18 protein-coding genes are annotated in these 19772 nt (G+C 76.5%); 4 read left to right on the plus strand and 14 right to left on the minus strand.

Going from position 1 to position 19772, the window contains the following annotated elements; genetic code table 11:
• Positions 1 to 2 precede the first annotated feature (2 nt).
• The 10 genes from ACYQBY_RS09905 to ACYQBY_RS09950 all read right to left on the minus strand — a co-directional run bounded on the left by ACYQBY_RS09905 (position 3) and on the right by ACYQBY_RS09950 (position 12077).
• Complete coding sequence (locus tag ACYQBY_RS09905) at positions 3 to 848, minus strand: HAD family hydrolase (protein ID WP_459643685.1); 846 nt, start codon at positions 846 to 848, stop codon at positions 3 to 5.
• Positions 845 to 3559, minus strand: a complete 2715-nt coding sequence (locus ACYQBY_RS09910) for a phosphoribosyltransferase (protein ID WP_459643686.1) — start codon at positions 3557 to 3559, stop codon at positions 845 to 847. Before ACYQBY_RS09910 ends, ACYQBY_RS09905 begins: the two co-directional genes overlap by 4 nt.
• A complete protein-coding gene (locus tag ACYQBY_RS09915) occupies positions 3556 to 4854 on the minus strand; it encodes an HpcH/HpaI aldolase/citrate lyase family protein (protein ID WP_459643687.1) in 1299 nt (432 codons plus the stop codon). The genes ACYQBY_RS09910 and ACYQBY_RS09915 overlap by 4 nt, the downstream gene beginning before the upstream one ends.
• A gap of 193 nt (positions 4855 to 5047) precedes the next feature.
• The gene (locus ACYQBY_RS09920) at positions 5048 to 5632 is read right to left on the minus strand and encodes a TerD family protein (RefSeq protein WP_459643688.1); all 585 of its coding nucleotides are present in this window, start codon (positions 5630 to 5632) and stop codon (positions 5048 to 5050) included.
• A gap of 151 nt (positions 5633 to 5783) precedes the next feature.
• Positions 5784 to 6389, minus strand: coding sequence for a hypothetical protein (locus tag ACYQBY_RS09925; protein WP_459643689.1), 606 nt, complete (start codon positions 6387 to 6389; stop codon positions 5784 to 5786).
• Entirely contained in the window at positions 6386 to 7861 is a 1476-nt protein-coding gene (locus ACYQBY_RS09930) for a DUF475 domain-containing protein (RefSeq protein ID WP_459643690.1), read from the minus strand. The genes ACYQBY_RS09925 and ACYQBY_RS09930 overlap by 4 nt, the downstream gene beginning before the upstream one ends.
• A 145-nt stretch (positions 7862 to 8006) precedes the next feature.
• Positions 8007 to 8582 (minus strand): TerD family protein, encoded by a 576-nt coding sequence (locus ACYQBY_RS09935; protein ID WP_459643691.1) that lies wholly within the window; start codon positions 8580 to 8582, stop codon positions 8007 to 8009.
• Between the two features lie 213 nt (positions 8583 to 8795).
• On the minus strand, positions 8796 to 9884 hold the full coding sequence (locus ACYQBY_RS09940; RefSeq protein ID WP_459643692.1) for a hypothetical protein: 1089 nt from the start codon (positions 9882 to 9884) through the stop codon (positions 8796 to 8798).
• Between the two features lie 37 nt (positions 9885 to 9921).
• Positions 9922 to 10842 (minus strand): hypothetical protein, encoded by a 921-nt coding sequence (locus ACYQBY_RS09945; RefSeq protein ID WP_459643693.1) that lies wholly within the window; start codon positions 10840 to 10842, stop codon positions 9922 to 9924.
• Complete coding sequence (locus ACYQBY_RS09950; protein ID WP_459643694.1) at positions 10839 to 12077, minus strand: toxic anion resistance protein; 1239 nt, start codon at positions 12075 to 12077, stop codon at positions 10839 to 10841. Before ACYQBY_RS09950 ends, ACYQBY_RS09945 begins: the two co-directional genes overlap by 4 nt.
• Before the next feature lie 294 nt (positions 12078 to 12371).
• Here ACYQBY_RS09950 and ACYQBY_RS09955 point away from each other — a divergent pair, with 294 nt between their 5' ends.
• Positions 12372 to 13373 (plus strand): TIGR03557 family F420-dependent LLM class oxidoreductase, encoded by a 1002-nt coding sequence (locus tag ACYQBY_RS09955; RefSeq protein WP_459643695.1) that lies wholly within the window; start codon positions 12372 to 12374, stop codon positions 13371 to 13373.
• A 23-nt stretch (positions 13374 to 13396) separates the two neighbouring features.
• On the opposite strand, the gene ACYQBY_RS09960 is transcribed toward ACYQBY_RS09955, so the two are convergent.
• Positions 13397 to 13576, minus strand: a complete 180-nt coding sequence (locus ACYQBY_RS09960; protein ID WP_459643696.1) for an SPOR domain-containing protein — start codon at positions 13574 to 13576, stop codon at positions 13397 to 13399.
• Between the two features lie 52 nt (positions 13577 to 13628).
• On the opposite strand from ACYQBY_RS09960, the gene map reads away from it, so the two are divergent.
• The 3 genes from map (at position 13629) to ppgK (ending at position 15672) form a co-directional block, all read left to right on the plus strand.
• Positions 13629 to 14492: a type I methionyl aminopeptidase gene (gene map / locus ACYQBY_RS09965; protein ID WP_459643697.1), complete on the plus strand. Its 864-nt coding sequence runs from the start codon at positions 13629 to 13631 to the stop codon at positions 14490 to 14492.
• Positions 14493 to 14607: 115 nt separating this feature from the next.
• Positions 14608 to 14814, plus strand: coding sequence for a PspC domain-containing protein (locus ACYQBY_RS09970; RefSeq protein WP_459643698.1), 207 nt, complete (start codon positions 14608 to 14610; stop codon positions 14812 to 14814).
• A gap of 75 nt (positions 14815 to 14889) precedes the next feature.
• Positions 14890 to 15672: a polyphosphate--glucose phosphotransferase gene (gene ppgK / locus ACYQBY_RS09975; RefSeq protein WP_459643699.1), complete on the plus strand. Its 783-nt coding sequence runs from the start codon at positions 14890 to 14892 to the stop codon at positions 15670 to 15672.
• Between the two features lie 49 nt (positions 15673 to 15721).
• On the opposite strand, the gene ACYQBY_RS09980 is transcribed toward ppgK, so the two are convergent.
• The 3 genes from ACYQBY_RS09980 to ACYQBY_RS09990 all read right to left on the minus strand — a co-directional run bounded on the left by ACYQBY_RS09980 (position 15722) and on the right by ACYQBY_RS09990 (position 19711).
• Positions 15722 to 16519 (minus strand): DUF4328 domain-containing protein, encoded by a 798-nt coding sequence (locus ACYQBY_RS09980; protein WP_459643700.1) that lies wholly within the window; start codon positions 16517 to 16519, stop codon positions 15722 to 15724.
• Positions 16520 to 16773: 254 nt separating this feature from the next.
• Positions 16774 to 17490 (minus strand): PspA/IM30 family protein, encoded by a 717-nt coding sequence (locus ACYQBY_RS09985; RefSeq protein WP_459643701.1) that lies wholly within the window; start codon positions 17488 to 17490, stop codon positions 16774 to 16776.
• Between the two features lie 139 nt (positions 17491 to 17629).
• The gene (locus ACYQBY_RS09990) at positions 17630 to 19711 is read right to left on the minus strand and encodes a TPM domain-containing protein (RefSeq protein WP_459643702.1); all 2082 of its coding nucleotides are present in this window, start codon (positions 19709 to 19711) and stop codon (positions 17630 to 17632) included.
• Positions 19712 to 19772: the final 61 nt, after the last annotated feature.

The raw sequence follows: 19772 nt of genomic DNA on the forward strand, positions 1-19772 counted from the left end.
GATCAGCGCCCGGCGCCCACCGCCTCCCCCGCGCCCACCCGCGCGAGGAACCACTCCGCGATCTCCTCGCCCGCAGCGGCCCCGGAGGCGGCCGTCACCGGCACCGCGGGGCTGTGCCAGCCGGCGGCGAGCAGCTCCCCGTGCGCCGGGCGCCTGCCCTCCCGCGCCGCCAGCAGCAGGTCCGCGTCGAGCAGGGAGTCCCCGGCGGCGAGGAACCCCGCGGCGCCCGTGCGGCGCACCACCTCCGCCGCCGCCGCCGACTTCGTCAGCCCCCGCGGCACCGCGTACAGCTTGCGGCCCTGCAGGGACAGCCCGTACCGCCAGCCCGCGAGCAGGAACCCCAGCTCCTCCAGGCGCTCCGCGGCGAGGGCCTCGCGCTGCCCGGGCCGCAGCACCGCGTACGCGAACAACCCCGGCACCGTGTGCAGCCCGGCCGGCTCCGAGCCGGGCGCCGCGGCGAGCAGCTCCGCGGCGAGGTCGGCCAGCGCCGCCGAGACGTCCTCCAGCGGCGCGCACGCGGCGACGTGCGCGCGCACCCCCTGCGCCCACTCCTCGTCGGGCAGGCCGTCCACGAGCAGCACGCCGCCGTTGGCGCACACCGCGAACCGCGGCGGCGGGCCGGGCAGGTGGATGCGCGCGTACTGCGCCGGCGTGCGCGTGGTGACCGGCACGAGCAGTCCCGTGCCCGCCAGCGCCTCCAGCAGCGCGTGCGCGCGGGGGGTGACCCAGGAGATCTCCCGCCCCTGGTAGGTCTCCACGCACACCAGGCCTGCCACGTCCGCGCGGGCGGAGCGGGCGGAGAAGACGAGCGTCTGGTCGAGGTCGCTGGCCGCCAGCAGGGCGCTCACACCGCCCTGCCGTCCGCGCCGGTGGCGCCGCGGGTGAAACGCGGGTGGATGAGCCCGACCGCCGAGTACGCCAGCCCCGGCACCTCCTCCACCGGCACGCCGCGCTGGTCCGCCAGCAGCCGCACGTGCTCCAGGGCGCCGGGGTCGGCCAGCTCCTCCGCCGGGCGCACCAGGACCCGCCACGGCACCCGGCGCAGCAGGACCCGCGTGGTCTCCCCCACCCCGGGCTTGACGAGGTTCACGTCCCCGATGCCGTACGCCGCGGACACCTCCTCCACCGCACGCCAGCCCGCGAAGGTGGCCTCGCGCTCCCCCGCGGCCACCGCGTCCGCCTCCGCGGCGACGAGGGGCGCGACCTCCCCGAACCGCGCGCAGACCGCGTCGAGGAACCTGCTGGAGACGTCGGCCGCCGCGAGCTCCGCGTAGGACTTCGCGCCGTGGAACTGCCCTGGCCGCAGCAGCCGATCGTTGAGGACGGTGCGCGAGACCAGCCCCGAGACGGTGCTGTTCAGGCACGCCGACGGCACGAGGTAGTCCTCGCGGCTGCCGAAGGTGCGCACGCACTGCCCGGGGTCCGCCAGGACGGCCAGGTCGTCGCTGAAGCGCTGCCCCCAGGCGGAGGCGTGCCGGTCTAGGGCCGCCGACAGCTCCCGGACGATGGCGCCCTTGCCGGTCCAGCCGTCCACGAACACCACCGCGGCGGGGTCGTGGTGCGCGGCCAGCCAGCGCAGCGCCACGGTGTCGATGCCCCGCCCGCGCACGATGGACACCGCCAGGTGCGGCCAGTCCAGCTCCCAGCGGCGCTGCGCCCAGCGCCGCAGCAGCACGCCCACGGGGGTACCCGCGCGCGCCAGGGAGGCCAGCACGAGGTGCTCGCCGCGCTCGCGCCGCAGCAGTTCCGCGACGACCCCGACGCCGAGGGCGACCCGCCGCGCGCTGCGCTCCAGCGCCGCGTCGAAGAGGTGGGTGTACTCCGCGCTGGGCTGGTACTCCACCGGCAGGGACTCGGCGTAGTGGGCGCCGCCGGACTGGATGGCCTCCTCCCGCTCCTCCGCCGGCGCCTCCAGGCGCACGCCGGAGAGGTCGGTGAGGAGCCAGCGCACGTCCTGCGGGGCGTAGGAGCCGAACGCGGGGCCGGCCAGCGGCTCGGGCAGCGGGTCGGCCGGCGGCTGGGCCGGCGGCTGCGGGCGCGGGGGCGGCACGGAGCCGCGCGCGGGGGGTGCGGGCACCTCGGAGGGGGCGCCGGGGCTGTCGGCGGGCAGCGTCACGAGGAGCAGCCTGCCCGTGGTGGGCAGCAGGGCGAGCAGCGGCCCCCCCGGCGCGCGCAGGGCCTGCGGCTCGCTGGCGTCGTCGACGACCAGGACCGTCACGTCCCACGGCCCGGTGCCCGCCACGTTGTGGGCGTAGCGCGCGCCGGGCCCGTCGACGGCGGGGTCGGTGCTGTCGAAGCGCACGGTGGAGCGCAGCGCGTAGCCCGCGTCGTCCACCGCCAGCACCGGCGAGCGCGTCGTGCTGGAGGAGCGCACGCGCGCCCCGTCGAGGGCACCGGCCAGCACAGCCGCCAGGCGCGCCGGCACGTGCAGCAGCTCCTCGGTGCCCAGCACCAGGACGCGCCCGGCACCGGCCGCCCCGGCACCGGCGGTCCCGACCTCCGCCAGCGCCCCGCGCACCGCCGCCACCAGGCGGGCGCCCGCCACCTCCAGCGCCGCCTCCAGCCGGGCGTGGACGGCCGCGGGGGCGCCGTGCCGGCCGCCCACCGGCAGGCCCGCCGGCCAGCCGACGTCGACGGGCACGAGACGGGCGAGCTCCGCCGCGTCAGCCGGGGCGGGCACCGGCTCCCCGGGGGTGGCGGCCACCAGCGCCTCGCCCGCGGCCAGCACCCCGGCGGGCAGCTCCACCGTCCCCGCGGCGAGGGAGACCACGTCGACCCGGCAGCCGAGCTCGGCCGCGAGCGAGGCCAGCACCGCCCGGTCGTCCTCGGGGCGCAGGTCGAGCAGGCTCGCCACGACGTAGCGCTCGCGGGGCGTGGCGGCGTGCAGCGCCCGCACCGTGTTGGCGACCGTCCGGCCGGTGGAGAGCTCGTCGTCCACGAGGACCAGCGGCACCCCGGGCGCGGCGAGCGCGGCCAGCACCTCCGGGTCCGTGGGCAGCAGCCGGTGGTCGCTGGCGTGGGAGTGGTCCTCGGTGAACCCCGCGTACGGCGGCGCCGCGACCGCGCGGCGGGTGGAGTGCAGGTGCGGCGCGCCGAGCGCCTCCGCGACGCACTGGCCGAGGCCGGTCGCCGTCTCGGCGTAGCCCAGCACCAGCGGCGGCGCCGGGAGCGCGGCCAGGCGCCCGCTCACGTCCCGCTCCAGCAGCGCGGCGGCGCTCCCGTCACCGGCCAGCGCGGCCCGCCACACCGGCGCGCCCGCACCGGCGGGCACCGGTCCCCCGCGCAGCGCCGCCGCCACGACCTCCCCCAGGCGCAGCCCCGCGGCCCGCACGAGCCGCGGGTCGGTGGGCACGTGCTTGCCGAGGACCGTGGAGACCAGCAGGTGCGCCCGCCGGGGGTTGCGCCGCACCGCGAGCCCGGCGAGGTCCGCTAGGTGCAGGCCGTCGACGGAGGCGGTGGTGCGCAGGGTGATCCCGAGCCGCCCGGCCACCCAGCGGCCGGACCACCCGGCGGGCACCGGGGCCGCCGCGGTGGCCCGCGCCGCCGTCCCCGCGCTCACCGCGGCCCCCCGGCATCGGGCACGACGGCCTCCGGCACGGCGCCCGCCGGTGCGGCGGGGGCGGGCGAGGTCCCGGCGGCGCGCTGCCGGGCGGGGAACGCCAGGCGGTCCAGCCGGTCCGCGGCCTCCACCTGCGCCGCGACGACGTCGATCACCGACACCCCCTCCGCGGCCACCCCGAACGTCGTCGCGCGCGCCAGCACCCGCTCGGCCCACGCCCGGTGCGGCTTCGCCTCGTTCATCTTGTTGCCGTACGCGCTGGCCATCACGCCGTCCCCCGCGCCGACGACGTCCACCGCGTCGCAGAACTCCTCGTGCGGCACCACCGACATGGCGTGCACGACCGGCACGTGGCCGGGGTGGATCACCGTCTTGCCGACCAGGCCGTTCACCCGGTCCAGCTCCACCTCCCGCAGCAGGCCGTCGAGGTCGTCGCGCAGCATCCGCGGGCGCAGGTCCCGCACGTCGACCTGCTCGAAGGGGGTGGCCCGCAGCCCGGTGCGGAAGAGCCGCTCGCCGGAGGTGAAGTGCTCCCAGACGGGCCCCGTCACGCAGAACCCCGTCCCGTCGAGGCGGCCCAGGACGTTGACGACGTCACCGAGGACGTCCGCGACGACGCGCACGTCCCACACCGTCACCCCGCGCGGGCGGCGCAGGCCGTGCACGGCGGACAGGTCGGTGGCACCCGTGCGGACGGCCAGCACCACGTCGCGGGCCGCGCTCAGGACCTCGCGCACCCGCAGGAGCGCCTCCAGGCGCGTCTCGCGGTGCAGGACGTCGGCGGTCTCCACGACCGGCATGGCCCACAGCGGCCGCCCCAGCGCGCTGCGGGCCTCCACGACGGCGCCGAGGAAGCGCTCCGGCTCCGCCTGCCCCGGCGCGCCGAACTTCGGCAGCACGAACCCGGCCACCCCCGCGGCGTCCTCGCCGAGCCGCTCCACCACGGAGCACAGCTGCTCCGGGGTGCGGACCCGCACGAACAGCATCAGGGGCGCGGCCAGGCCGTCGGCGACGTCGCGGTGGTGCCGGCGCAGCTGCTCCACCAGCCGCGTCTCGGCCTCCGCCAGGCGCGCGTCGGGCACCGCGTCCTCCAGGCACGCCACGGCGCTGAGGAGTCCCCGCGCGGCCAGCCGGCCGAGGTCGGCGGCCAGCTCGGGCCGGGTCGCGGGGCAGTACAGGGTGGCGCCGAGGGCCCACGCCAGCTCCGGCACCGGGGAGGAGTGCGTCACCGGGTGCGGGTCGCGGTGGAAGAGCTGCGCCCGCACGTCCGGCGGGAGGTGGGCGAAGTGCTGCACGGGACCTCCTGGCTGGACCACGTGGGTGGACGGGGCGGGCCCCGGCGCGCCGGGGCGGGCACGACGGGGGTGGCACAGGGGCGGGTCCCGGGGGCGCCGGGCCGGCCTGGCGCGCCGGCCCGGCGTGCTCGCGGCGCCGCGGGAGCAGGCCCCGCGGCGCCGTCCTCGCCGCCGGCGGGCCGGCGGCGAGGGCTCACAGGTGCGGGGTGACCGCCGGCAGCAGGTCGCGGAACGTGCGCCCGTTGGCGGTCCCGCCCAGTGCGGTCATCGCCCAGCTGCCGCCCTCGCGGGTGAGCTTGGCCATGATCTGGGCGTTGTGGCTGCCCGAGCCGGACAGCTGGTAACGCGCCACCTCGGTGTTCGTCGTGGAGTCCACCAGCCGGCAGAACGCGTTGTCGATCTGGCTGAAGTCCTGCCCGGTGAAGCTGTTCACGACGAACACGAGGGTCTGCACCTGCGGGGGCACGGTGGTGAGGTCCACCGTGATGACCTCGTCGTCGCCCTCGCCGGCGCCGGTGAGGTTGTCGCCGGTGTGCAGGACGGAGCCGTCCTTGCTGCGCAGCTGCGAGAACCACACCTGGTCCACGAGGGCACCGGAGGTGTCGAACATCAGGCACGAGGCGTCGAGGTCGATGTCGGCGGACTTCTTCCGGCCGAACAGTCCCTTCTTCACCACGGCGTCCCAGCCCAGCCCCATCGCCACGCTGGTCAGACCGCCGCCACCGCTGCCGGACTTGGCCAGGGAGATCTTCTGGCCCTTGCCGAGGTTCACTGCCACGTCGTCGTCCTCTCGTCGTCCCGGCACGGTGCCGGGGTGTGCACTGTCAGGCAACTCCCGGAGCCTCCCACCGGTGCCCCGCACCGCGGCGCCGGGGGCGCTCGGCGGGTGCGGCGCCGGGGGCGCTCGGCCGATGCGGCGCCGGGGGCGCTCAGCGCGTGGTGGGCACCGACGTGCCGTCCGGGCCGAAAGGCAGGTCCCAGCCGTAGGCCTCGGCCACGGCGCGCTGCGGGCCGTCGAGGTAGTCCAGCTCCCGGCGCAGGACCAGGTCACCGCCGACGTTGTGGACGCTCACCACGGCGCAGCTCAGCGCGGGCCCGGGCGGCGGCTCCAGCGCGACGCGCAGCCGCTCGCCAGTGGGCAGCCGCACGGTGAGGACCGCGTCGAGGGCGGCCCAGTCCGGGCTCCTGCGGCGGCCGGTGGCGAAGAGGACCATGCGGCGCAGCGCGTCGACGTGCCGCAGGTCCAGCAGCAGCTCCTCCCCCGTCTCCTCCGAGCGGGGCCCCAGGCGCAGGACCTGCCGGGCGCCGAACCCGGGGGCGCTGAACGCACCGCCGAGGTCCTGCACGATCCCGGCGGGCCCGTCCCGCAGCTCCCACAGGCAGCCGAGGTGGACGTCCGTGGACAGCCGCACCCCGGCGCGGGAGAGCTGGGGCCGCCAGGTGAGGGTGGCGCGGACGGTGCCGCCGGAGCGCTGCGCCGCCCGCAGCGTCGTGACCGGCCGCTCCCGGTCCAGCACCGTGACCTTCTCGCTCACCCGCGGGGCGCCGACCTCCGCCGCCGGGGGCGGGGCGCTCGCGGGCGGGGCCGCGGCGGCCGGCTGCCGCGCCGGCGCCGGGTGCGGTGGCCGGGAGAGCACGAGCGGCGCAGGCCCGGGGACCGCGGGCGGCGGCGGCGTGGGCGCGGCACGCGGCGCCGGCCGGGGTGTCGCGGGCCGGGGGGCCAGGTGGTCGGCCAGGCCCCGGGTGCTGCGGGCGGGGCGCGGACGCCCCAGGAAGGTGTGCACGAGCGGGGAGGGCTGGTGCGGCCCGCGGTGCGTGTACTCCAGCGGCACTGCCCCTCCCTCCCCGCTCGGTGGCCGGCGTGCACCACGGCGTGCTCGGGGTCGCGCCGGTTGCGCACGATCGAGGACGCCAGGGCGGCACCGATGAACGCCACACCGATGAGGCCGGTGATGATCTCGCTGATGTGGATCTCGATGCTGATGATCAGGATGACCGCCAGCGCGCCGATGGCCCACATCGCGCCGTTCTCCAGGTACGGGTACCGGGAGAGGGTGCCGTCGCGGACCAGGTGGACCGTCATCGAGCGGACGAACATGGCGCCGACGCCGAGACCGATCGCGATGATGATCGGGTCGTAGGTGATGGCGAACGCCCCGATGACCCCGTCGAAGGAGAACGACGCGTCGAGCACCTCGAGGTACAGGAAGAGGAAGAACGCGGCCTTGCCGCCCACGCGGGCGGCCTCGCTGGGACCGCTGCGCGCCGGGGCGGACGCCGCACCGGCCCGCTCGGTCTGCTGGGCCTGCGCCGCGAGGTGCTTGTCCGCACCGGCGCCGGTCTTGTCGTCGTCGCCGTCCTCGTCCTCCACGTCGATGTTGAACACCTCGCCGAGGCCGTTGACGAGCAGGTAGGTGAGGATGCCGAGCAGACCGGCGAACAGGACGGTGTCCCGGTGGCTCTGGGCGAACGTCTCCACCGCCACCACGAGCACCGTGCCGGCGATGATGGTCGAGAGGCCCTCCAGCTTGCCCGCGTGCGAGAGCAGGCGCTCCACCGGCCCGATCCAGTACTCCTCGTGCTCGGACGTGATGAAGTCCAGGAAGAGCATCAGCAGGAACATCCCGCCGAACGCCGCGATCGTCGGGTGGGCGTCGTTGAGGATGGCGGCGTACGACGTCGGGTCGCTCTCCGGCCGCTGCTCCATGGCGAGCTGGATGGCCTCGATCGGCCCCAGGTTCGCGGTGACGGCCACGAGGAGCACCGGGAAGACCAGGCGCATGCCGAAGACGGCGATCAGGACGCCGACGGTGAGGAAGATCTTCTGCCAGAAGTCGTTCATCCGCCGCAGCACCGTGGCGTTCACCACGGCGTTGTCGAAGGAGAGGCTGACCTCGAGGACGACCAGGATCGCCGTGAGCAGCAGGGCCGTCGGGCCGCCGTACAGGATGGCGCCGACGAGGCCGGCGATGAGGACGGCGAAGGACCATCCGTAGGTCTTGAGCATCAGGTGGGCTCCGGGCTGGTGGCGAGGACGAGCGTGGCTCGGGGGCTCGGCGGGCAGGGCGGGCAGGGCGTGGCCCCGCCCCAGCCTGGCCCCCCGGGAGGGGGGGCGCAGGCCGGGGCGGGGCTGCCGGCTGTCGGGGGGTGGGTCAGACGTTGACGCCGAAGTCCTGGGCGATGCCGCGCAGGCCGCTGGCGTAGCCCTGGCCCACGGCGCGGAACTTCCAGTCGGCGCCGGCGCGGTAGAGCTCGCCGAACACCATCGCGGTCTCGGTGGAGGCGTCCTCCGACAGGTCGTAGCGCGCCACCTCGGCGCTGCTGTCGGTGTTCACCACCCGGATGAAGGCGTTGCGCACCTGGCCGAAGGACTGCCGGCGGGTGTCCGCGTCGTAGATGGCGACCGTGAAGATGACCTTGTCGACCTCGGCCGGGACCGCGGCGAGGTCGACGTTGATCTGCTCGTCGTCGCCCTCACCGGCACCGGTGAGGTTGTCGCCGAGGTGCTCCACGGAGCCCTCCGGGCTCTTGAGCTGGTTGAAGAAGACGAAGAACCCGTCGCCGGGCACCTTGCCGTCCGGGCCGACCATGATGGCCTGCGCGTCCAGGTCGAACTCCGAGCCGGTGAAGGTGTTCGCGTCCCAGCCGAGACCCACGGTGACGCGGGTCATGCCGGGGGCCTCCTTCGTGAGGGAGACGTTGCCGCCCTTGCTGAGGCTGACGCCCATGTGCTGCTCCATTTCCTGTCGCGTCGTCGTCGGGGTCCGGGTCCCCCGGACCCGCGGGGCCGTGCCCGTGGCGCCGTGCGGTGGTGCGCCTCGTTCCTACCGCATCAGGCCCGGCGCCCACAGGCTGCCCCTCCGGTCGAGGGGGCAACGATCGTGGCGCCCCGGCGGTGCCCGGCCGCCGCCGGGGCCCGTCCCGCCGGGGGGCGGGAGCGCTCAGAGGTCCAGGTCGGAGCGGCGGAACTTCGCCTCCAGGAACCGCCGCTGGGTCGCCAGGCGCTCGGCGTCGGCGCCGTGGACGGCCGCGCGCAGCCGCACCGCCCCCTCGTGCAGCAGGCGCAGCTGCTCGGTGAAGTCCTCCGCGGGTGTGGTGCCCGTCGAGGCGGTGCGCGAGGCCGCCACCTCGGGGGGCAGCCGCAGGAAGCCGTGCACGGCCTGCGGCAGGTACTCCCCGGCCAGGGCGTGCAGGTCGTGCACGGCCCGCGGGTCCACGCCCGGCTCCGCGGCGCGCGCCAGGAGGGGCCGCACCACCGCGTCGAGGTCGCGGACCCGGTCCAGCGCCCCGGGGGGCAGGTGCGCCGCGGCCTGGAGCGCGGTGCGCACGGCGCGGCTGAACTCCTGCGTGGCGCGCGCCCCCTCGCTGAGGGGCGGCGGCGCGGACGGCAGCTGCTGTGCCGGCGGTGGCGCCGGCGGGGCGGCCAGGCGCTGCTCCCGGCGGCGGTCCGCGGCGTAGCGGCCCTGCACGGCGCCCGCCGCGATCCACAGGAACATCACCGGCAGCGCCAGCTGCGGGATGCCCATCGCGAACAGCGCGATCCACGCGAAGAGCCAGAAGGTGTGCACCGCGTGGACCGTCGCGCCGGAGACGTGACCGATCCGGGGCAGGTCGAGCCCCGCGCCGCGGGCGCAGCCGCGGGCCGGGTGCGCACCGGGTGCGGCCACGGCCGCCGGGGCGACCCGCGCCAGGGCGCGGGCCTCCTTCGCGGCGGCGCCCGCCTCGCGCCCGGCCTGCCTACCCGCCTGCGCGGCCTGCTTGCCGGCCTCCGCCGCCTGCCGCCCGGCCTGCTTGCCCGCCTCCGCCGCCTCGCGGCCGGCCTGCCTGCCCGCCTCCGCCGCCTGCCGCCCGGCCTGCCGGGCCACCTCCGCGATCTCCCGGGCGGCCTGCCGCGCCACCTCCGCGGCGTCCCGCCCGACCTCGCGCAGCGCGGCGGCCTCCCGCGCCACGTCCCACGTCACAGCGGCCGGCGGGACCGGCGTCTGCCCGGGCCGGTGCTCCTCGTGCCCCTTGCTCAGGTCGACACCCACGGTGCGCTCCTCCCGGTACGGCTGCTGGCGGGACGGTCTACAGGTCCAGGTCGGAGCGGCGGAACTTCGCGTCGAGGAACCGGCCCTGGGTGGCCAGCGCCTGCGCGTCGGAGTCGTACACCGCCTGCTGCAGCTGCAGGGCGCCCTCGTGGAGCAGGCCGAGCTGCTTGAGCAGCTCCTCCGCCGGGGTCGTGCCACCGGACGTGCGGCCGGTGAGGGCGTACTGCGCGGGCAGCTCCAGGTAGCGGTCCAGCGCCCCGGGCAGGTACTCCCGGACGATGGCCTCGAGGTTGTGCATCTCCTCGGCGCTGGGCGAGCGGCGCCGGGCGCGCTCCAGCAGGGGGCGCAGCACGTCCTCGATCTCGCGGACCAGCGGCACCGCCCCGTCGGGCAGCTTCCCGCCGGCGGCGTTGACGCGGCGCACGAGGCCGTGCAGGTCCTGCTGGAGGCGCCCCACGACCTCGGCCGGCGACGGCGGCGCGGCCGGCACCACCGGCGCCGGTGGCTGCTCCGGCTCCAGGCCGAGGGCCGCCTTGATCCGCAGCCACGTCGGGTTCGCCATGATCGAGTGCACCAGCCCTCCGCCCCAGCCCGCGAAGGCCAGGACCACGCTCAGGAAAACGAGCCACCCGTTGTCGACGACCGAGCCGAGCACGAACAGGCCCGTCGTCACCGCGGCCGTGGCGAAGTACAGCAGGCTCGCCAGGACCCAGCCGGCCCGGCGGCCCTTGAGGCCCATGTAGAGGAACGCGATCCAGGACAGCCACACGCCGCCGACCGCGGGCATCACCAGCCAGGAGCTGTTCGCGGCCTTCCACCTGCGGCTGCGCAGCCGGCGGCCGACGACCTCCGACGGCGTCCCCGTGACGACGCGGCCGGAGACCGTGCCCGAGACGGTGCCGGGGACGGTGCCGCCCTGCTGCCCGGCGCGGCGGCGCAGGTGCGCGGGGACGCTCACCGCTCCTCCTCCTGCGACCGGACCCGCTCCAGGTAGGACTTCGAGCGGTTCACCTGACCCTCCAGCGCGTCCACCGTCGTCGCCATGCTCTGCACCGCCTGCACCTTGAAGGTGTCGATCGCGTCCATCGTCGCGAACACGTTGTCGAACGCCCGCTGCAGCGTGGCCACGTCCACCGTGGAGGTGGAGGCCTGCTGGTGGATCTGGCCGGTCTGCTGCCGCAGCATCTCCGAGGTGGAGAGGATCATCTGGTTCGTCGTCGTGTTCAGCGCGTTGATCTGGTCCAGCACCAGGCGCTGGTTGGCCAGCGCCTGCGCCACGACGACGGCCGTGCGCAGCGCGGAGACCGTCGTCGTCTGGGCGCGGTCCACGCCCTTGATGAGCTCGATGTTGTTCTTGCGCACGAGGTCCATCGCCAGGTAGCCCTGCACGCTCACCGAGAGCTGGGTGAGGATGTCCTGCTGGCGCTGGCGGATGGGGAACAGCGCGTCGGCCGTCAGGGCCTCGGCCGCCTGCGGGTTCGTGACCCGCAGCTCCTCCACCTTCTGCACCGTCGCGGCGTCCAGCGCCTTGGCGAGCGTGGCGTACTCCGACAGCTTGCCCATCGTCGCCCACAGGTTCGCCTTCTCCTGCTCGATGGCGGCGTTGTCCTTGCGCAGCTCGTCCTGCCCCGACGCGAGCGCCTTGATGATCGCGTCGAGCTGGGACTGCGCCGACTGGTAGCGCTCGAAGTAGCGCTGGAGCTTGTTGCCGCCGGGCAGGATGCCGAGCAGCTTCTTCGGCCCCCGCAGGTCCGCCCGGCCCGGGTCGAGGTCCGTCACGGTGCGGCGCAGCTCCAGCAGCGTGTTGGCCACCTTCACCTGCGCGTCGGCGCCCGGCCCGGCGGCCTTCTGGCCCTTCGCGCCCGCCAGCGAGGACGCGGGGCGCTCCAGCATCCGGTTGGACGCCTGGGCGCTGGAGCGGATCTCCTGCTCGCCCATGCGCACGATGTCGTCGACGCGCTTCTGGAAGGCCGGGCTGCGCGGGTCCTGGGTGGCGAGGTCCTCCACGAACACCTGGGCCTTGCGCGCCAGCTCCGCCCGGGTGGCCTCGTCCAGGGGGATCATGCCCTCGGCCTGCGCGTCGGGGACCACCGGGACCGGGGCGGGGGGCGTGAGCTGCAGGTCCACCGGCGCGGCCGGGGCGGGCGCCGCCGGCGGTGCCAGCGGCTTGCTCAGGTCCAGCGACTCCGACATGTGCTTCCCCTCGTCCGTCCATCCGGCACCCGTGCGTCCGGCACCCCTGCGCCCGGCAGGTGCCGGGCCCCCGCCGTCCCCGATCGTCCGGCCCCTCGATTGTTCAAGACGGTCGGGACGCCGTCCATGTTCCGGGCGGGACCGTCCGTGCGCATCCATCGTGGGGTGGACGGGCCCCGCCGCACATCAGGGCCTGCCCCCATCCTGGGGCCTGCGGCTCCGGGATGACCCCGAGACGTCCCGGAGCCCGCACCCGCCCCGGGCGGCGGCGCGGTCCGGGGGCAGGATGACGCCATGAGCGATCTGACCATCGGCTACGCCGCGATGCTCGAGCAGTTCGGGCCCCAGGAGGTCGTCGGCTACACCGCCCTGGCGGAGGAGCACGGCTTCTCCGGCTGCATGGCCGCCGACCACTTCCAGCCGTGGGTGCCGCAGCAGGGGCAGGCGGCGTTCGTGTGGAACGTCCTCACCGCCGTCGGGGAGCGCACCACCGGCGACCTCGGCCCCGGCGTGACCTGCCCGAGCTTCCGCTTCCACCCCGCGGTCGTCGCGCAGGCCTCGGCGACCCTGGCGGCGATGTACCCCGGCCGGCACTGGCTGGGCCTGGGCACCGGCGAGGCGCTCAACGAGCACGTCGTGCCCGGCTACTGGCCCGAGGCCGGGGAGCGCTCGGCGCGGATGTGGGAGGCGATCGAGGTCATCCGCAAGCTCTTCGACGCCTCGCTGGCCGGCAGGGACGTCAAGCACGCCGGGAAGTGGTTCTCGATGGAGACCACCCGGCTGTGGACCATGCCGCAGGAGGCCCCGCCGATCCTCGTCGCCACCGCCGGGCCGATCAACGCGAAGAAGACCGGGAGGTTCGCCGACGGCATCATCACGGTCGGCGCGCCCCTGGAGAAGATCGGCGGGCTGTTCGAGAAGTTCGCCGAGGGCGCCCGCGAGGCCGGCAAGGACCCCGACACCATGCCCAAGGTCCTCCAGCTGCACCTGGCGTGGGCGCGGACCGACGAGCAGGCGCTGGCCGACGCCATGACGGAGTGGCCCAACGGCGGCATGAAGTTCCCCAAGGCCGACATCCGCTCCCCCCACGACTTCGCGCAGATGGCGAAGCTGGTGCGCCCGGAGGACTTCGAGGGCCGCATGGTCATCTCCGCCGACCCGGACGTGCACCGCGCCGAGATCCAGAAGTACGTCGACCTCGGCTTCGACCGGATCTACCTGCACAACGTCGGGCGCAACCAGGCCGAGTGGATCGAGGTGTTCGGCCGCGAGGTCCTGCCGAAGCTGAAGCGCTGAGCGGGCGGGGGCGCCGGGGACGCTCAGGCCTCCTCGGCGTCCTCCCGCTCCCACGCGTCCGTGCGCGAGCGCGCCGTCTCCAGCGCCGCCGCGGCCGCCTCGTGCGTGGGGTAGGGGCCCATGAGGTCCTTGGCCTGCCCCCTGCGCTCCACCTTCTCCACGGCGCCGGTGGAGACGTTGTAGTAGTACTGGCCCTCGCTCATGGGCACATCGTGGCGCGCGGGCGCGGCGGGCGCCTTTCGTAGACTTCTCCCCATGCCGCCCGTCGCCACCCCCCTCGTGCCCGGAACCGTGAGCCCCCGGCGGCCGGTGCCCGGGGACATCGAGCGGCCCGAGTACGTGGACCGGCCCGCTCCGCGCCGCTACGAGGGCCCGCACGTCCTGGACCCGGAGACGGTGGAGCGCATCCGCGTGGCCGGCCGGCTCGCCGCGCGGGCCCTCGCGGCGACGGCCGCGCACATCCGCCCCGGCGTCAGCACCGACGAGCTGGACCGGGTGGCGCACGGGTTCCTGCTCGACCACGGCGCCTACCCCTCGACGCTGGGCTACCGCGGCTTCCCCAAGTCGCTGTGCACGAGCGTCAACGAGGTCGTCTGCCACGGCATCCCCGACTCCACCGTCCTGCGCGACGGCGACATCGTGAACCTCGACATCACCGCCTACACCGGCGGCGTGCACGGCGACACCAACGCCACCTTCCTCGTCGGCGACGTCGACGAGGAGTCGCGCCTGCTCGTCGAGCGCACCCGCACCGCCCTGGACCGCGCCGTCAGGGCGGTGGCCCCCGGGCGCCCCGTCAACGTCCTGGGCCGGGTGATCGAGGCGTACGCCCGGCGGTTCGGCTACGGCGTCGTGCGCGACTTCACCGGCCACGGCGTGGGCCCGGCCTTCCACACCGGCCTGGTCATCCCCCACTACGACGCCGCGCCCGAGCACGACACGGTGATGGAGCCGGGCATGGTGTTCACCATCGAGCCGATGCTCAACCTGGGCACGCACGAGTGGGAGATGTGGCCCGACGGCTGGACGGTCGTCACGAAGGACCGCCGCCGCAGCGCCCAGTTCGAGCACACCCTCGTCGTCACCGAGACCGGCGCGGAGGTCCTGACCCTCCCCTGAGCCGCGCCGCGCCGGACCCGGGGAGGCGACGGGCCGGGCCGCGCGGTGCGCGGGCACCCTCCCGGCGGCCCGCGCGTTGGCCGGGTACCTGATCACCCGTCGCGGAGGAGGACCCGTGTCCGTGCTCGCCCGTCCCACGTCCGGCAAGGTCGTCGCCGGCGTCTGCGCCGCCCTGGCCCGCCGGTTCGGCGTGGACCCGAACACCGTGCGGCTGCTGTTCGTGCTCTCGTGCCTGCTGCCCGGCCCGCAGGTGATCGTCTACCTGGTGCTGTGGGCCGTCCTGCCGCGGGAGGGATCCCCGCGCGCCGCCGGCCGCCCCTGACCCCGCCGGGGCGGGGCGGGAGCACGACGGGAGCGGACCCGGCGGGCGGGAGCGCGGAGCAATAGGCTCCCCCGCGTGACGACGACGACATCCAGCGCCTCCGTCCCGCCAGGTGCCGCCCGCGGCCTCGGGGTCGACATCGGGGGGTCGGGCATCAAGGCCGCCCCCGTCGACCTCCTCGCCGGGGCGTTCGCCGCCGAGCGGGTGCGCATCCCCACCCCGCGGCCGGCGAGCGCCGCCAACATCGCGCCCGTCGTGTCCACGGCGGTCAACACCTTCGCCGACTACTCCGGGCCGGTGGGCATCACGTTCCCCGCCGTCGTCCAGCACGGCGTGACCCGCACCGCGGCCAACGTCGACAAGTCCTGGATCGGCACCGACGCCGAGCGCGTCTTCTCCGACGCCCTCGGCCGGCGGGTCCTCGTCGTCAACGACGCGGACGCGGCGGGGCTGGCCGAGGCGCGCTACGGCGCCGCCCGCGACGTGCGCGGCGTCGTGGTCGTCACCACCCTCGGCACCGGTATCGGCAGCGCCCTCATCATCGACGGCACGCTCGTGCCGAACACCGAGCTCGGCCACCTGGAGATCGACGGGCACGACGCGGAGAAGCGCGCCGCCGACAGCGCCCGCGAGCTGCAGGACCTCAGCTGGGAGCAGTGGGCCAAGCGCCTGCAGCGGTACTACAAGCACCTGGAGGACCTGCTCTGGCCGGACCTCATCGTCGTCGGCGGCGGGGTCAGCAAGAAGCACGAGAAGTTCCTGCCGCTGCTGGACCTGCGCACCCCGATCGTCCCGGCGAAGCTGCGCAACGACGCGGGCATCATCGGGGCGGCGGCGCTGGCGGCGGAACTGCGCTGAGCAGCCCTGTCCCGGGTGCGGCGGGGGTTCCCACCGCACCCGGGACGGCTCAGGCGCGGGCCGCGGCGAAGGCGGCGGTGTCCGGCAGGACGACCTGGCGCGGCGTCTCCTGCAGCTCCGTGATGCGCGCGACGAGGCGCACCCACAGGGCGAAGGCGCCGAGGGCGAGCGCCGCGCACACCACGGACATCGCGGTGCCGAGGACCTCCACACCCGGCAGGACCGACGCGGTGCGGGTGAGCGGCACCGCGACGCCGCCCGTCGCGAGCGCCCCCAGCCACAGCGCCCACCAGGTGGCGAGCAGCGGGCCGGACGCATCCGGGGCGGCCGGGGAGGAGGCGCGCGCCACGTCCCGGACGACCTGGTACGGGAACCACCAGCTCACCACGGGCGCGATCCAGGCCAGCCGCGTCCAGCTCCGCGAGCGGGCGTGGTGCGCGCCGGGCGAGAGGACCTCCGCGTTGGCGCGCACCGCCTCCAGCCACCGCCACACGACGAGGGCGCCGGCGAACGGGGCGAGCACCGAGAGCAGGAGGACCGGCAGGACGACGGCGCCGGGCAGCACGCCGGTCCCCTGCGTCCGCCACACCGGCAGGACGAGGACGTGGACGAGGACCGCGAAGAGGACCGCCCCCGAGGCGAGGACCGCCGCGCCCGCCAGGTTCCGCACCGGGCGCACGCCGCCGGGCTGCGTGCGGCGCACGTGCCGGGCCAGGATCGTGTCCAGCTCCGGAGGCAGGGCGGCGGCCGGTCCCTGCCCGGCGACGGGCAGGGTGACGACGCGGGCGGCCCTGGTCCTCTCCGGGTAGAACTCGCGCCAGTCCGGCGGGGCGAAGCGCCCGTCCATGTGTCCCCCTGGTGGTCGTGGTCGTCCCCCGACGGTAGGCCGGGCACCACCAGCGGTGCGTGCGCGCGCACGCGACGTCATCCTCCCGGCGCACCCCGTCACCCGGAGGGCGCAGCAGCCCGCCCCGTCCGGGCGAGCGCGTCACCCCGCGTCACGGGCGGAGCGCCCCGGGGACGCGGCGAGCCCCCTCCCCGTTCCCCGGGAGGGGGCTCGCGTCGTGCCGCCGGGCAGGCCGGGCCCGCGGGCTCAGGGGCTCAGGACCCCGACTTCAGCGCCGCCAGGCGCGCCTCCACGTCCAGGTCCACCGCGTCGTCCTCCAGGCTCGCGAACCGCGACTCCAGCGAGTCCGCCTGCAGCTCCGCCTGGCCCGCCACGCGCGCCTCCTCCCGGCGGATGCGGTCCTCGAACCGCGCCAGGTCCGACGTCGGGTCGAGCACGCTGATGGAGCCGACCGCCTGCTGCACCCGGGCCTGCGCCTCCGCGGCCTTGGCGCGGGCCACGAGCTGGTCCCGCTTGGTCTTCAGCTCCGTCAGCTTCTGCTTCATGCCCTCCAGGCCGGCCTTGAGCTTGTCCACGACCTCCGTCTGCGCGGCGATCTGCGGCACGGCGGCCTGGACCTCCTGCTCGTAGGAGATCTGGCGCTTCAGCGCCACCTTCGCCAACTCGTCGAAGCGGTCCGCCTCCGAGGCCTTGCCGGCCGTGCGCAGCTCGTCGGCCTTGCGGGAGGCGGCCGCGGCCTTCTGCCCCCACTCGCGCACCGCGGCCTCGTCCTCCGCGCGGTCCTGCTCCGACAGGCGCAGGTTCCCGATGGTCTGCGCGATCGCGCCCTCGGCCTCGCGGATGCTGGCGCTGTAGTCGCGGATCATCTGGTCCAGCATCACCTGCGGGTCCTCGGCCTCGTCCAGGTAGGCGTTGATGTTGGCCCGCGCCATCTGCGCGATGCGCCCCAGGATCGACTGCTTGTCCGCCACGGTGTCGTCCTCCCCGCCGGTTCCCCGGCGCCTCAGTGCGTGCCCGACCCGGCGAGCGCCCGGCCGGCGTCCGCTCCGGAGCATGCCCCCAAACCGCCCCGCCCGCAGCCGCAGACGCCGCCGCGGCGGGGCCGCCGGGTCAGAACCGGCCGCCGCCGAAGGAGCCGCCGCCGCCGTCGGAGCCCCCGAAGGACCCCCCGCCGAAGGAGCCGCCGAAGCCGCCGCCGGCCCCGCCCCCGAAGCCGCCGCCCCAGCCGGAGCTGCGCCGGGTCCCGCCCCCGGCGAGGATCCCGCCGAGCACCGCGCCCATCACCTGCGCGCCCACGTCCGCCCCGCCGTAGCCCCTCCCGTGGCCACCGCCGTAGCCACCGCCGTAGCCCGCGCCGTGGCCGCCATAGCCGGCGGTGCCGCGCCAGACGTCCACGTCCGCCCGCGCCAGCTCCGCCGCCTCCTGCGCCAGGGCCGCGGCCGTCCGGGCGTGTTCCAGCGCCTCGCGGGCGCCGCCCGGGCGCAGCGCCACCGCCCGCGCCAGGTGCCGCTGCGCCTCGCCCAGGCGGGTGCGCGCGGCGCCGCCCACCGCGCCGCGCCGCGTGGCGATGAAGTCCTCCGCCGCGTCGATCTCCGCGCGCGCCACCAGCAGCGTCTGCTCCAGCGCCTCGCCCTCGCGCCGCCGGACCTCCTCCGCCTGCCGGACCTGCCCCAGCACCGCCTCCAGCGCCCGCTCCGCCTCCGCGAGCCGGCGCAGCGTGCCGAGCGGGTCCCGCCCGCTCCCGGACACCGCCGACTCCAGCGCCACGCGCGCCCGCGCCACCACGTCCCCGGCTCCGCCCGCCGCACCCGCCGGGAGGGAGCGGGCCTGCTCCAGGTCGGCCCGCAGCCGCTCCACGGCCACCGGCAGCTCCTCCCGGGCCCGCTCCAGGTCCGCCCCTGCGCGCGCGACCGTCTGCAGCAGCTGCGCGGCCTGCGCGCACGCCTCCTGCGCCGTGCGCACCGCCGCGACGACGGCACCGCCGGCGGACGGGTCGCCCGCCTTCTCCCGCCCCTCCCGCACCGCGGTGTCGGCGGCGTCCAGGCGCGCCTGCGCCTCGTCGGGGTCGTCGGCGGCCTGCGCGAGCGCCTCGGGGCCGTAGCGCTCCAGCAGCCGGGCCACCTCCCGGCGGGCCGGCTCGACCTGCGCGCGCAGCCGGGCCGCCTCCGCCGCGACCTGCTCCAGCCGCGCGGGGGCGTTGCCGACGAGGTCCCGCAGCTCCTCCACCCGCTGCGCCTCGGCGTCGAGGGCGGCACCGGCCTCGGTGCAGGAGGTGACGATCTGGGCGAGCAGGCGCCGCCGCTCCGGCTCGGACTCCGGCTGGTCGTCGTCGAGGCGCTGCCGCGTGGCGAAGGCGGCGGTCAGCGCGGCGCGGGCCCGCTCCAGGGCCGCGGCGAAGGCGGCGGTCTCCTGCTCGCCGAACTCCGCCCGCGCGAAGTCCAGCTCCTGGGCGCTGGAGCGCACCGCGTCGTCGGCCTGCACCAGCAGGGCGTTGGCGCGCTGGTCGAGCTGGTCGGTGGGCTCCCCCGCGAACGGGTCGGCCTCCGCCGGGGCCCCGGCGGGCACGCCCCGCGACCCCCCTGCGCCGCCGCGGCGCCTGCGGGCACCGAGGAGGACGGCGCCCGTGACGACGGCGCCGCCGAGCAGCAGCAGCGGCAGCACCCCGCCACCGCCACCGCCGGAGGCCGCACCGGGACCGCCGCCGCCCACCGCGTCCCCGACACCCTCCGCGGTGGCCACCACCGCGCCGGGCCAGTCACCGGCGCCCAGGCGCGGCTCGGTGCGCTCACGGGTCACCGCCTGCAGCTCGGCCTCGGTGATGCGGGCGCCCTGCCCGCGGCCGTAGCCGTAGGAGCGCTCCTCCACCGCCACCGCCAGCAGCACGTCGTCGGCGCCGAAGCCGCTGGCCGCGAACGTCCGCTGCGCCCACACCGGCCCGCTCAGCCCGTCGAAGGAGTCGACGTAGACCACCCACAGCTGGAGGCCGTCCTCGGCCTGCAGCTCCCGCAGCGCCGCCTCGACGTCACCGCCCGCCCCGGCCAGGGCGCCGACGTCGTCGGTGACCTGCTGGGCGAGGCGCTGCGGCGGCACCGCGAGGGCCGGGGCCGCGGGGGCGAGGAGCAGGGCGGCCAGCAGTGCCGGCACGGCCGCGGCGAACGCTGCTCCCGGGAACGGGCGTCGGGGTCGGTCCACCGAGCCAGTCTGTCCAACTCCCGGGCGGGCGCCACCGCACGCGCGGCGGTGCCCGGCCCCG

The sequence above is a fragment of the Kineococcus anabasis genome (genome assembly GCF_054590795.1).